13 protein-coding genes and 1 pseudogene are annotated in these 11,608 nt (G+C 59.4%); 8 read left to right on the top strand and 6 right to left on the bottom strand.

What is annotated here, in order from left to right; all coding sequences use genetic code 11:
* From BUA39_RS15770 to BUA39_RS15740, 8 genes and pseudogenes are all read left to right on the top strand, one after another.
* Window positions 1-297, top strand: a 297-nt coding sequence (locus tag BUA39_RS15770) for an oligopeptide/dipeptide ABC transporter ATP-binding protein (protein WP_341349559.1), incomplete at its 5' end; no start/stop codon positions are given.
* A complete protein-coding gene (locus tag BUA39_RS15765) occupies window positions 294-1,331 on the top strand; it encodes an ABC transporter ATP-binding protein (protein ID WP_072794180.1) in 1,038 nt (345 codons plus the stop codon). The genes BUA39_RS15770 and BUA39_RS15765, both read left to right, overlap by 4 nt.
* Window positions 1,332-1,350: 19 nt before the next feature.
* Window positions 1,351-2,280 carry a LysR family transcriptional regulator gene (locus tag BUA39_RS15760; protein ID WP_072794179.1) on the top strand — a complete coding sequence of 310 codons (930 nt, stop codon included), beginning with the start codon at window positions 1,351-1,353 and terminating at the stop codon, window positions 2,278-2,280.
* 98 nt (window positions 2,281-2,378) lie between these two features.
* Complete coding sequence (locus tag BUA39_RS15755; protein WP_072794178.1) at window positions 2,379-3,359, top strand: KpsF/GutQ family sugar-phosphate isomerase; 981 nt, start codon at window positions 2,379-2,381, stop codon at window positions 3,357-3,359.
* A complete protein-coding gene (locus BUA39_RS15750) occupies window positions 3,356-4,147 on the top strand; it encodes a 3-deoxy-manno-octulosonate cytidylyltransferase (RefSeq protein WP_072794177.1) in 792 nt (263 codons plus the stop codon). Before BUA39_RS15755 ends, BUA39_RS15750 begins: the two co-directional genes overlap by 4 nt.
* Before the next feature lie 3 nt (window positions 4,148-4,150).
* Window positions 4,151-4,999 carry a 3-deoxy-8-phosphooctulonate synthase gene (kdsA, locus tag BUA39_RS15745; protein WP_072794176.1) on the top strand — a complete coding sequence of 283 codons (849 nt, stop codon included), beginning with the start codon at window positions 4,151-4,153 and terminating at the stop codon, window positions 4,997-4,999.
* 99 nt (window positions 5,000-5,098) lie between these two features.
* Window positions 5,099-5,367 (top strand): annotated as a pseudogene (locus BUA39_RS17110) (DUF2793 domain-containing protein); the annotation flags it as partial.
* 174 nt (window positions 5,368-5,541) lie between these two features.
* Complete coding sequence (locus BUA39_RS15740; RefSeq protein WP_165610537.1) at window positions 5,542-6,156, top strand: hypothetical protein; 615 nt, start codon at window positions 5,542-5,544, stop codon at window positions 6,154-6,156.
* Window positions 6,157-6,158: 2 nt separating this feature from the next.
* Here BUA39_RS15740 and BUA39_RS15735 read toward each other — a convergent pair whose 3' ends face one another.
* From BUA39_RS15735 to BUA39_RS15710, 6 genes are read right to left on the bottom strand one after another with little or no spacing between them, the layout of a single operon-like run.
* Window positions 6,159-6,917, bottom strand: coding sequence for a LamB/YcsF family protein (locus BUA39_RS15735; protein ID WP_072794175.1), 759 nt, complete (start codon window positions 6,915-6,917; stop codon window positions 6,159-6,161).
* A 16-nt stretch (window positions 6,918-6,933) separates the two neighbouring features.
* Window positions 6,934-7,959, bottom strand: a complete 1,026-nt coding sequence (locus BUA39_RS15730; protein WP_072794174.1) for a 5-oxoprolinase subunit C family protein — start codon at window positions 7,957-7,959, stop codon at window positions 6,934-6,936.
* Complete coding sequence (locus tag BUA39_RS15725) at window positions 7,956-8,705, bottom strand: 5-oxoprolinase subunit B family protein (protein ID WP_072794173.1); 750 nt, start codon at window positions 8,703-8,705, stop codon at window positions 7,956-7,958. Before BUA39_RS15725 ends, BUA39_RS15730 begins: the two co-directional genes overlap by 4 nt.
* Window positions 8,702-9,997, bottom strand: coding sequence for a TRAP transporter large permease (locus BUA39_RS15720; RefSeq protein ID WP_072794172.1), 1,296 nt, complete (start codon window positions 9,995-9,997; stop codon window positions 8,702-8,704). The genes BUA39_RS15725 and BUA39_RS15720 overlap by 4 nt, the downstream gene beginning before the upstream one ends.
* A 9-nt stretch (window positions 9,998-10,006) precedes the next feature.
* Window positions 10,007-10,555: a TRAP transporter small permease gene (locus BUA39_RS15715; protein ID WP_072794171.1), complete on the bottom strand. Its 549-nt coding sequence runs from the start codon at window positions 10,553-10,555 to the stop codon at window positions 10,007-10,009.
* Between the two features lie 58 nt (window positions 10,556-10,613).
* Window positions 10,614-11,585 carry a TRAP transporter substrate-binding protein gene (locus tag BUA39_RS15710; protein ID WP_072794170.1) on the bottom strand — a complete coding sequence of 324 codons (972 nt, stop codon included), beginning with the start codon at window positions 11,583-11,585 and terminating at the stop codon, window positions 10,614-10,616.
* Window positions 11,586-11,608 lie beyond the last annotated feature (23 nt).

Raw genomic sequence — 11,608 nt, 5'->3', positions numbered from 1 at the left:
GCGGGGCGCACCCGTTCGATTATCAATGACCCGCAGCACCCCTATACGCAGGGTCTGATCAACGCTTTGCCGCAGCAGACTCAGCCGGGTGAACAATTGCGCCAGATCCCCGGCAATATGCCCACGCTAAGCCAAGTGCCACGCGGGTGTTCGTTCCACCCGCGCTGCGAGTTCGCGACCGATACATGCCGCAGCCAGATCCCACAGACAGGCCAATACGGCGAGGTCGAAGTTGCCTGTCACGAGGTGCAGCGCCTGCATTTTGAACAGCCCACCCGTGAGGAGGCGCAAGCATGAAAGACTTGAATGAGCCGCAAGCGCTGTTGCAGATCAAGGCGCTTGAGAAGAAGTTCGACCTCGACAAGGGCTGGTTGGAGACGATCAAATTCAAAAAGGGTCGCCTGACGCAGGAACGCCGCGCGGTGCATGCGGTCAATAACGTCAGCCTTGATGTGCATCGCGGCGAGGCGGTCTGTGTGGTCGGGGAATCCGGCTGTGGCAAATCCACGGTGGCGCGGTTGGTGGCGGGGTTGCTTAGCCCGACCAAGGGCGAGATCTATTATGATGGGCGGCGGATTGATGACTTGAGCCGTCATAATATGCGTCCGCTGCGCAAGAAGATTCAGATGATTTTTCAGAATCCCTATGCGTCATTAAACCCGCGCATGACCATTCTGCAGGCCCTCGAAGAACCGGTTCGGCATCACAACCCCGAGTTCTCGGATTCTGCGGTCCGGGACCGGGTGGGAGAAGTCATGCGGTCTGTCGGCGTTGATCCCGCTTGGGCCAAACGCTATCCGCATGAATTTTCAGGTGGCCAGCGCCAAAGGATCGCTATTGCGCGCGCGCTGACGGTGGACCCGGAATTCATCGTCGCAGATGAGCCGATCTCGGCGCTGGACGTCTCGATTCAGGCGCAGGTCTTGAATCTGATGCTGGAAGCCAAGGAAAGCCGGGGTCTGACCTATCTGTTTATTACCCACGATCTAAGCGTGGTAGAGCATTTCGGGACCCGTGTTGTGGTGCTTTACCTGGGGTCAATCTGCGAAGTTGCGGATACCCGCACTCTTTTCAGCAATCCGAAGCATCCCTATACTAAGGCCTTGTTGTCGGCCGTACCTCAACTGAAAGATGATCGACCCAATCATATTCGCTTGAAGGGCGAAATTCCGACACCGATCAATTTGCCTCAGGGCTGCCCGTTCAAATCCCGTTGCGCCTTTGCCAACAAACGATGCGACGAAGAAAAGCCCAAGGCTATTCAACAGCCCGATGGCAGCCTCGTTGCCTGTCACGCGGTTGAAGAAGATCGCATGACACCCCAGGCCTAGGCCCCGGAGCACTTGGACATTGGAATTTAACTGGCTGAAAGACTTTGAGACCTTGGCGGCGTGCCGGAATTTTTCCCGCGCGGCGGAGGAACGTCATGTCAGCCAGCCGGCGTTTTCACGACGTATCCGCGCGCTGGAAAACGCGGTTGGCGTTCAGTTGATCAACCGCGAAACCCTGCCGCTGTCCTTGACCCCGGCGGGGGATGTCTTTGCGACGCAGGCGCGGATGATGTTGAATATGCTGGAAGAAACGATCGAGCGCTGCCAGTCGGTCGATGCGGCAGGTGAAAACGTGGTGCGTCTGGCTGCCAGCCAGTCGCTTTATACCACCTACTACAAAACGCGGATCGCACCCTTTGCGCCAGAAGACGATATCGCGATTGATCTCAATTCGGCCTCTTGGCCTGCAGACAAGTTTGTGATCAGCCTGCAGCAGGGCCATTGCGATGTCATTCTGAACTATTGGCATCCCTCGATGGCCTACCTTGCGCCGCTGGAAGTCGCCGCATTCAACATGCTGACCTTGCATGCGGATGAATTCATTCCCGTGTCCAAAGCCGGGCCGGATGGCCGTGCGATGTTCACGCTGGATACGCAGGAAAAGACCCGCGTGCCGATCTTGTCCTATAGTGCGGCGTCCGCCTTCCGCCCCGTTTTGGATGAGTTGCTACGCCTGCAACTCGCAGGGCCGCGCACTTTGGTTGTCAGTCAAAACGCCCTCGCGAACTCGGTCAAGGCGCTGATCCTGGAAGGCTTCGGTCTGGGCTGGTTGCCAAAACGCATGTGCCGGGCAGAGCTTGAAACGGGCGAATTGGTGATGCTGCCCAACCCAAAACTGCGCACCAAACTTGAGGTCCGCATGTACTGCCTGCGTCAAAACACCAAGCCGCAGTTGACCGCGCTTTGGCAAGGGCTGCAGGATTCCCTAAGCGACATCCGCTCTGCCTGAACAAAGGCTTTGCGCCCGATACGCGTTCAGGATATGCGTCTGACCCGAGATAAAAGCTGAAATTACGGGCGTGGCGCGCCCATAAGGTGACTGACTCCATGGCCCCCATTGACGACAAGACAGCCGTTAAATCCGCAAATGAGGTCGCTCGGACCGTATTGCAGAAAGAAGCCGCCGCAGTGGCGCAGATGGCGGACGAGCTGCCTGCAGACTTTGAGGCGGCGGTGGACTGCATCCTTGGCATTGCCGGTCGGGTTGTGATTTCGGGTGTCGGCAAGTCGGGCCACATCGGCCGCAAGATTGCCGCGACCTTGGCCAGTACCGGTACACCCAGCTATTTTGTGCATGGGGCCGAAGCCAGCCATGGCGACTTGGGTATGGTCACGCGGCATGATGTTTGCGTGCTGATTTCCAACTCTGGCGAAACGGCGGAACTGCGCGACATCACGCTCTATACGCGTCGGTTTAACATTCCAATGATTGCGATTTCGTCGAATCCGGACAGCACCCTGATGAAGGCCGCCGATTTTAAGCTGGCGCTGCCAAAAATCCCAGAGGTCTGCTCGATCGGCAAGGCGCCCACGACCTCGACCACGCTGACGCTGGCGCTTGGCGACGCACTGGCGGTTGCCGTGATGGAAGCGCGCGGGTTTTCGGCGGATGAGTTTCATACCTTCCATCCCGGTGGCAAACTGGGCACCCAGCTAAGCCGCGTGTCGGACCTGATGCATGGGGCGCAGGAACTGCCGGTTGTGGCATCTGATTTGCCGATGTCCGAAGTGTTGCTGACAATGACCTCTAAAGGGTTCGGCGTGGCGCTGGTTCTGGATGCCGACGGCCTGCTGACGGGCGCGGTCACCGACGGCGACTTGCGGCGCAATATGGATGTGCTGATGGGCAAAACCGCCGGCGAAATCGCCAGCCCGAACCCGGTGTCGGTGCCCTCAGACATGCTGGCGGCGCAGGCGCTGGCGCTGCTGAATGAGCGCAAGATCACCACATTGCCGGTCACTGACGGGGCAGGCAAGCCTGTGGGCATTTTGCATATCCATGACCTTCTGCGCGCAGGTGTTGCATGAAAACCGTTATCCTGATCCCGGCGCGCTATGCGTCCACCCGTTACCCCGGTAAACCTTTGGCGGAACTGACGCAGCCGGATGGCAGCAAGAAAAGCCTGATCCGCATGAGCTGGGAAGCGGCGCAAACGGTACAGGGCGTGGATGCGGTATACGTTGCCACGGATGATGACCGGATCAAAACCGCCGCCGAAGCCTTTGGTGCTGAGGTCATTATGACCTCTGAATCCTGCGAAAACGGCACCGCGCGCTGTGCTGATGCGCTGGCGAATGCTGGGATTGAGGCTGATCTGATTGTGAACCTGCAAGGCGATGCGCCGCTGACGCCCGCTTGGTTTGTCGAAGACCTGATTGCCGCAATGAAAGCCGACCCAGAGGCGCAGGTGGCCACGCCCGTGTTGCAATGTGATCCGCTGACTTACGGGCATTTCGTCGAAGACCGCAAAGCGGGCCGCGTTGGGGGCACCACGGCAGTATTTAACGCCAAGGGTCATGCGCTTTATTTCTCTAAGGAAGTGCTGCCCTATATTGATGCCCATAAGGTGCCTGCGGAAAACATCCCGGTTTATCACCATGTCGGTGTCTATGCCTATCGCCCGGATGCACTGGCCGCCTACACAAGCTGGCCGGTCAGCGAATTGGAGACCCTCGAAGGGCTGGAGCAGCTGCGGTTTCTGGTCAACGGCACCACGGTGCGCTGCGTGATCGTGGAAGGCCGGGGTCGAGTGTTTTGGGAACTGAACAACCCCGAGGATGTGCCTCGGATCGAACGCGTTTTGAAGGAACTTTAAGCCATGACAGTAGCCACCACCGGGCCTAAAATCGTCACCGTTGGCGACATTGAAATCGGCGGGGACCGCCCCTTTGCCCTGATCACTGGCCCCTGTCAGCTTGAGAGCCTTGATCACGCGCGCATGATGGCAGAGAAGATCGCGGAAGCCTGCGCTTCAACCGGCACGAAGTTCATTTTCAAAGCCAGCTATGACAAGGCCAACCGTTCGTCCATTTCGACGCAACGTGGTCTGGGCATGGATGAGGGGTTGAAAATCCTTGGTCAGATCAAGGATGAATTCGGCTGCCCGATCCTGACTGACGTGCACGACGCGCGCCAATGTGCGCCGGCGGCAGAGGTCTGTGACGTGATCCAAATCCCGGCGTTCCTGTGCCGTCAGACGGACCTGTTGTTGGCTGCTGGGGAAACCGGCGCGGCAATCAACGTTAAGAAAGGGCAGTTCCTTGCCCCATGGGATATGGGCAACGTGGCCGAGAAAATTGCCTCTACCGGCAATGAGCGCATCATGCTCTGTGATCGCGGAACATCCTTTGGTTACAATACGTTGGTCTCTGATTTCCGAGGCCTGCCGACGATGGCCGCGACGGGGTATCCTGTGGTGTTTGACGCCACCCATTCGGTGCAGCAACCGGGCGGGCAGGGGACAACATCTGGTGGTCAGCGCGAGTTCGCGCCGGTTCTGGCGCGGGCGGCGGTTGCCGTTGGTGTGTCGGCCTTGTTCATCGAAACCCACCAAGACCCGGACAATGCGCCAAGCGATGGTCCGAATATGATCCCGGTCGACCAGATGCAGGCGCTGATTGAAAACCTGGCGGCTTACGACCGGATTTCAAAAGGCAATATGGGCTAAACACGTCCCGGTGTTGCCAATGCACCGGGCGCTGGCTTCACGGAATAAACAGGCGCTCCTTGCTATCAGCGAGTCACATCAACTCGTTGGAGGACGCCCATGCCAGACACCACCGCTCGCCTTGGCCTGCCCATCATGGCCCCCGCTCAGGCCCAGAAACATGTCACTCACAACGAGGCGCTTTTGTTGCTCGACGGGGCGACGCAATTGGTGCTGGATGGGATCGGAACCAATAGCCCGCCAAGCACGCCGGTTTCGGGCGAAACGCACTTTATCGGCGCTGCTCCCAGTGGCGTTTGGGCGCAATACGCGGGGGCATTGCGCAATGGCAGGACACGCAATGGGTCTTTCAAGCACCGCAAACCGGATGGTGCGCTTGGGATGTGGTTGGGGATCAGCTTGTTGTCTATGACGCAGGCGTGTGGCGCAGCTTGCACAACAACATTGACGGTTTGGGCATCGGGGCCAGCTACGATGCCGTCAATCGACTGTCCGTTGCGGCGCAGGCGAGCCTGTTCAGTCATGTTGGAGCCGGGCATCAAATGAAGGTGAATAAGGCCGCGACAGGCGACACTGCGTCCTTGCTCTTTCAATCGGCTTGGACAGGTCACGCGGAGATGGGGCTGGCGGGCAGCATGGATTTCAGCATCAAGGTCTCTGACGATGGGGTGGCTTGGACCGACGCCATGGTCTTTGACGCCCTGACCGGCCATGTCACCGGCGCGGCGGTGCAGGCGTCGGTGGGGGATTTCGCGCCGGGCAAACTGGCACAGGCCACGTTCACCTATGGCCCGGGTAACCTGCTGGGCACGGTCAGCGAGGCGGCGGGGCAACCCACAGGGGCTGTGATTGAACAGGGGTCAAACGCGCAGGGTGACTATGTGCGCTTTGCCGATGGCACGCAGATCTGCACGGCGCAGGTGGTGGTAGATGTCGATCAGGCCACCGGGGCGCTTTATTGGTCGGGTGCGCAGCAACATGCTTTCCCGATGGCGTTCAGCGCAACCCCTGTTGGGTCGGGCGCACTTGCATCGTTGGCGTCTGGCTGGGTCAATGGCCGGGCAGGCAGCGCAATTACGTGGGACTTCGCAGCGTTTGCGACGGCTTCCACCACTGGAGAAACCGCCGATCTGATCGCTATCGGTCGGTGGTACTAAAGCTAGAACCGCTGGATGCTAATCCCGCGCTTTTCGAGTTCCGCCTGGACGGCGCGCGCGATATCGACTGCGCCGGGTGTGTCTCCATGCAGGCAGATCGTGTCGATTTTTGTGGGAATCTGCGTACCGTCTTCGGCGATGATGGCACCCGCCTCGACCATATCTGCAATCCGAGGCGCCGCGATTTGGGCATCGTGGATAACAGCGCCGGGAAGCTTGCGGTCCACTAGGGTGGCATCACTGTTGTAGGCGCGATCGGCGAAAATCTCGCAAGCGATCTGGCAGCCCAGTTGTTCCGCCGCGCGCTGTTGTGCCGTTCCAGCGAGAACCATGATCACCATATCAGGCGCGACGGATTGCGCGGCTTCATAACAGTGGCGCGCCATCTCTTCATCTTCCGATGTCATATTGGCCAGCGCGCCATGCAATTTCAGGTGCCGCACTTCGGTGCCCGCCGCGCGTGCCATCGCTTGCGCTGCGCCGATTTGATAGCGGATCAGGTTCTGCAAAGACGCGGGCGCAAAGCTCATGCGTTGGCGGCCAAAGCCGTGCAGGTCCGGAAAGCCTGGGTGTGCCCCGATGCCAACGCCATTTTCCGCAGCTTTCGCCATCGTGTCTGCCATCACGTCCCAATCGCCCGCATGAAAGCCGCAGGCGATATTGGCCGATGTCACAATGTCCAAAAGGGCTGCGTCGTTACCCTTGGTCCAAGAACCATAGCTTTCACCCATATCTGCGTTCAAATCGACTGTGCGCGCCATTGTGTTCTCCGTGGTTTCAGACGGTTTCTTCATCAAATTCGTCACCGGCGATCATGCCGCTGATCAGATTGTAAGACAAAAGGTCCCCCATAGTGCGCGGGTCGCGAATGAGGGGCTTTTTCTGTTGCCCATAGGTTGCCCGCAGGGCGGCGTCGGCGCGTTCGATCTCAATTGCTTCGTCAAGGTCGACGATGCGGAACCAAAGCTCGGCCCCCGCCGGGGCCTGCGCGACGCGGGGCAGATCGCAGGGCAGAACGGTGCCAATCCGGGGATAGCCGCCGATGGTCTGGCATTCCGCCATCAGCACAAACGGCGTGCCATCGCCGGTGACCTGAATATCGCCCGGCATGATGGACTCCGACAGAACGTTGCGGCCATTGGCGGCTTGAAAACCCTTGCCTGTTGGGGTCAACCGAACGCCCATACGGTTGGCGCGCGGGTCACGTTTGAGCGGCGTGGCCTGAAAACGTGTGATGTCGTCATCGGCAAAAACATGGGTTTGAAAGCTGCGGACCATGCGCACCGGTCCCCCCAGAAAGCGATCATCTTCGTCCAGATAATCCCCGGTTTGGGTGCCGTTGTCCTCGCCAAGGTCCAGATTGTCGCCCGCTTGCAGGGCAGCGCCCAGACCGGCAGACACATGGGTCGCCCGGGCGCCCAAAAGCGGCTTAGTGGCAATCCCGCCGCCCACGTGCAGATAGCCATAGCACCCCCGCAGCGCTGCGCCGATCACCAGCCGTGCGCCCGCAGGCAACATGTGGCTGGCGTTCCAGGCCAGCTGCGTGCCGTCGATCTGCGCACGCATCGGTGCGCCAGTGAGTGCAATGCGGACGTCCTCGGAGGCTTCGAATTCTCCGCCCAGACCCATCATTTCGATCACGGCATTTTCGGTGGATTGCCCCAGCAGCGCAGCCCCTTCGGACACCGCATGACGGTCTGCGACCCCACCGCGCGCGATCCCCATATCGACAAGCCCGTGCCGCCCAAGGTCCTGCACCGTGACACCCGGCCCGGCGCGGTGAATTTTCAGAACGGCGGTCATGTGATCGGCTCTTTCGTCGCCCCACCCATGGGGTCATTGCGCAATGTGTTTAGGGTTTCGGGTGAAGCGCTGTGAAACAGCACCTCATCGCCCGGACGCAGCACAAAGGGGTCTTTGGCGTTCGGTTGAAATAGTTGGATCGCGGTCTGTCCGACATGCCGCCAACCGGTGGGGGAGGCCGCAGAAAAAAGAACCATTTGCCGGATGGCCACCGCCAAGGCCCCTTGCGGGATGGTCTGGGTCAACTGGCTTTGACGCGGGATATTCCACGCCTCGGGCAATTCACCCAGATAGGGCTGCCCGGGCGCAAAACCGATGGTTTGGACGCGCACAGGGGTTTCCGTCAGGCTGCGGATGGCCTCGGCTTCGTTAAGGCCTGCAAGTTCGGCGGCCTCGGCCAATTGCGGGGCGCGGTCGGTGCCAAAGACCGTCGGGATGCGCCACAGGCGGCGGCCTTCTGGGAGGTCGGCCTGATACCAATCGCGGCTGTTCAGCAGTGCCGCAAGCCAAGTCTGTAGCTGCGCATGGGGCAGGTGCAGCGGATCGAACCGGACGCAGACCGACACCAGCGAGGATGAGATTTCGGTGATCCCGTCCCATGCCTCGGCCCCGACGGCGGCACGAAACGCCAGAGCCGCGCGGTTCGCCGGTTCGCTGAGCGTGCCGTCAAAACTGACCAGCATCCCATCGACCCCGGCCGTCTGAATGATGGGAAAGGCGGAGGGTTTATTCTCTAGCGGTTTCACATTTGCTCCGGCAGATAAGTCACGATTTGCGGAAACAGCACAATCAGGATCAGCGCAAGCACCATCAGGAAAAAGAAGGGCAGTGCGGCTTTTGCGACGGTCAGAATGTCGCGTCCGGTCAAGGATTGCAGCACAAAGAGGTTGAAGCCGACCGGTGGTGTGATTTGCGACATCTCGACCACGATCACAAGGAAGATGCCGAACCAAAGCGGGTCAATGCCAGCTTGCAAAACCATTGGCATGATCACCGACGCTGTTAGAACAACAACCGAAATCCCGTCCAAGAAACAGCCCAAGATCACGAAGAAAATGGTCAGCGCCGCCAAGAGCGTGAAGGTCGACAGGCCCAAGGAGCCTATCCATTCTGCAAGCAGACGCGGGATGCCGGTAAAGCCCATGGCGACCGTCAGGAAGGACGCGCCAGCCAGGATGAAGGCGATCATGCAGGAGGTCACGGTTGCGCCCATCAGCCCGTCCACAAACGTGGCGCGGGTCAGGGTGCCTGACCGCCATGACAGGATCAGCGCCAGAATTACGCCAACCGCCGCTGCATCCGTCGGAGAGGCAATACCGGCATAGATTGAGCCGATGACGCCAAGGATCAGCACGACAACAGGCACCAAGCGGCGGGCGCGGAAGAGTTTTTCTCGGAACGTTGCGCTGATGTCTTCGGTCGGCAGCGAGGCGCGGTTTAGCAATGCCCAGATCACCACATAGCCAACAAAAAGCGACACCAGCAGGACGCCCGGCAGAACCCCTGCCACGAAGAGGCGCGCGATGGATTGTTCGGTCGCAACACCATAAACGATCAGAATAATCGACGGCGGGATCAACAGGCCCAAAGTGGCCGACCCGGCCAGCGTGCCGATCACCAATTTTTCCGGGTAGCCGCGTTTGGACAGCTCTGGAATTGACAGTTTCCCGATGGTCGCGGCCGTGGCCGCAGACGAGCCAGAGACCGCCGCGAAGATCCCGCAGGCAAAGACATTCACATGCAAGAGTTGCCCGGGCAGGCGGTTCATCCATGGGGAAAGGCCGGTGAACATGTCCTCGGACAGGCGTGAGCGGAAGAGGATTTCCCCCATCCAGATGAAAAGCGGCAGCGCAGCCAAAGCCCAGGAATTGCTATGGCCCCATAGGGTGGTCGCCATGACCAAACCCAGCGGTGCGTCCGAAAAAAGCGCCATCGCAGCGACACCAACGCCCAGAAGCGAGAAGGCCACCCAAAGCCCTGCGCCCAAAAAGGCAAACAGCAGCACCAAAAGAATGATGGAAAGAACAGCAACAGACATCGGGCGCTCCTATTCGCTCAGCAGGTTGTCGCCCTTGCCGTCCCAGGACGCTTTGCGCCCCCGGAGCAAGCCGATCAACTCATCCGCCAAGGCAATTGTCAGAATGACCAGCCCAACCGCCACTGGCAGCTGTGGTATCCACAGCGGGACAGAGACCATGCCGGAACTGCGGTCACCAAAGACCAAGGATTCTTCGACCAGAAGGACAACGTAGAAGGTGGCATAGGCGCTCATGCAAAGGGCGATGCCGACCACAATGATCTCGGCGATCCGCTGCGCACTTTCAGGCAAACGCCCGGTCAGAAGGGTCACGCGAATATGCCCCCCCGCGCGCAGCGTATAGGCCAGCGCCAGAAAACTTGATGCGGCGAGGAAAAACCCCGTGAAATCAGAATATGACGGAATGGTCAGCCCGATCCCGCGCCCCACAAGGGCTGCTGAGACCTTGTCTGCAAGGTTCAAAAGTACCTGCGCTGCCACAAGCGCGACGATGGCCAGAATGAAAAAAGCCGCAAGTGCTCCGGCGGCGCGGTAGATGAAATCAAGTGTGCGTCGCATAGTGTGTCCCCCCAGAAAAGAATGGGCCGAAAGCGACTGCTCGCTCTCGGCCAAAGGTTTATTGCTGGTAGGCCTGCAACAGGGCTGCGCCCGTGTCGCCTGCTTTCTCACTCCAGCTTTCCAGCATCTGGGCACCGATCTCACGCAGCCCGGCCATCAGTTCATCAGACGGCTGAACAATGGTGATGCCGTTTTCCTGCAGCACGGCAACCTTTGCGTCGGTTTCGGCCTTGCTCATCTCCCAACCGCGCGCTTCGGCTGCGGCGGCGGCGTCAAGAATAGCGGTTTGCGTGGCTTCGTCCAAACGGCGGAAAGCGCGTTTGTTGACGACAACGATGTTCTTTGGAATCCAAGCCTGAATGTCGGTGTAATGGGTCAGGAAATCCCAGGCTTTGGAGTTCGCGCCCGTGGAAGGCGAAGTAATCATTGCTTCAACCCGTCCGGTGCTGAAGGCCTGCGGGATATCTGGCACTTCGACCTGTGTTGGCGCGGCCCCGGCCAGAGAGGCGAATTCTTCTAGCGTCGCGTTGTAGGTGCGGAACTTCAGGCCCGCCAGATCATCAACAGAGGTGATCTCTTTGGTGGTGTAAAGCCCCTGCGGCGGCCATGGCACGGCGTAAAGCGGCATCAGGCCTTGTGCGTCTAGGATCTCTGTGATGACACCTTCCTGAGCGGTCCAAAGGCGTTCGGCGTCATCATAGTTGGTCGCAAGGAAGGGCAGTGCGTCAATGCCGAAGGCGGGGTTGTCATTGGTCAGAAGACCCATGAAAAACTCACCCGCTGGCACTTGACCGCTGCGCACGGCTTTACTGATTTCCGGGTGTTTGAACAGCGACCCGGCAGAGTGCACCTTGATTTCAAGCTTGCCATCAGTTGCTGCGGCAACGTCTTTGGCAAATTCGTGGATGTTCACGGTGTGGAATGTTGCGTCAGGATAAGGTGTGGGCATATCCCAAGTGTCGGCTTGTGCGGTGACTGCGAGGCCCGCAACGGCGGCGACAGCGCCGGTCATAATTCTTGTAAAGGACATCAAAAACTCTCCCTGAATGTGAT

It is taken from the genome of Cognatishimia maritima (assembly GCF_900129685.1).
Classification (GTDB): Bacteria; Pseudomonadota; Alphaproteobacteria; order Rhodobacterales; family Rhodobacteraceae; genus Cognatishimia; species Cognatishimia maritima.
Note: the sequence above shows the minus strand (reverse complement) of the source record. Positions and strands in the feature narration are given on the sequence as shown.

Excerpts from the sequence above, each read along its gene's own strand:
- BUA39_RS15765 (WP_072794180.1), top strand. The coding sequence starts at position 294 with ATGAAAGACTTGAATGAGCCGCAAGCGCTGTTGCAGATCAAGGCGCTT.
- BUA39_RS15755 (WP_072794178.1), top strand. The coding sequence starts at position 2,379 with ATGGCCCCCATTGACGACAAGACAGCCGTTAAATCCGCAAATGAGGTC.
- BUA39_RS15750 (WP_072794177.1), top strand. The coding sequence starts at position 3,356 with ATGAAAACCGTTATCCTGATCCCGGCGCGCTATGCGTCCACCCGTTAC.
- kdsA (WP_072794176.1), top strand. The coding sequence starts at position 4,151 with ATGACAGTAGCCACCACCGGGCCTAAAATCGTCACCGTTGGCGACATT.
- BUA39_RS15740 (WP_165610537.1), top strand. The coding sequence starts at position 5,542 with ATGAAGGTGAATAAGGCCGCGACAGGCGACACTGCGTCCTTGCTCTTT.
- BUA39_RS15735 (WP_072794175.1), bottom strand. The coding sequence starts at position 6,917 with ATGGCGCGCACAGTCGATTTGAACGCAGATATGGGTGAAAGCTATGGT.
- BUA39_RS15730 (WP_072794174.1), bottom strand. The coding sequence starts at position 7,959 with ATGACCGCCGTTCTGAAAATTCACCGCGCCGGGCCGGGTGTCACGGTG.
- BUA39_RS15720 (WP_072794172.1), bottom strand. The coding sequence starts at position 9,997 with ATGTCTGTTGCTGTTCTTTCCATCATTCTTTTGGTGCTGCTGTTTGCC.
- BUA39_RS15715 (WP_072794171.1), bottom strand. The coding sequence starts at position 10,555 with ATGCGACGCACACTTGATTTCATCTACCGCGCCGCCGGAGCACTTGCG.
- BUA39_RS15710 (WP_072794170.1), bottom strand. The coding sequence starts at position 11,585 with ATGTCCTTTACAAGAATTATGACCGGCGCTGTCGCCGCCGTTGCGGGC.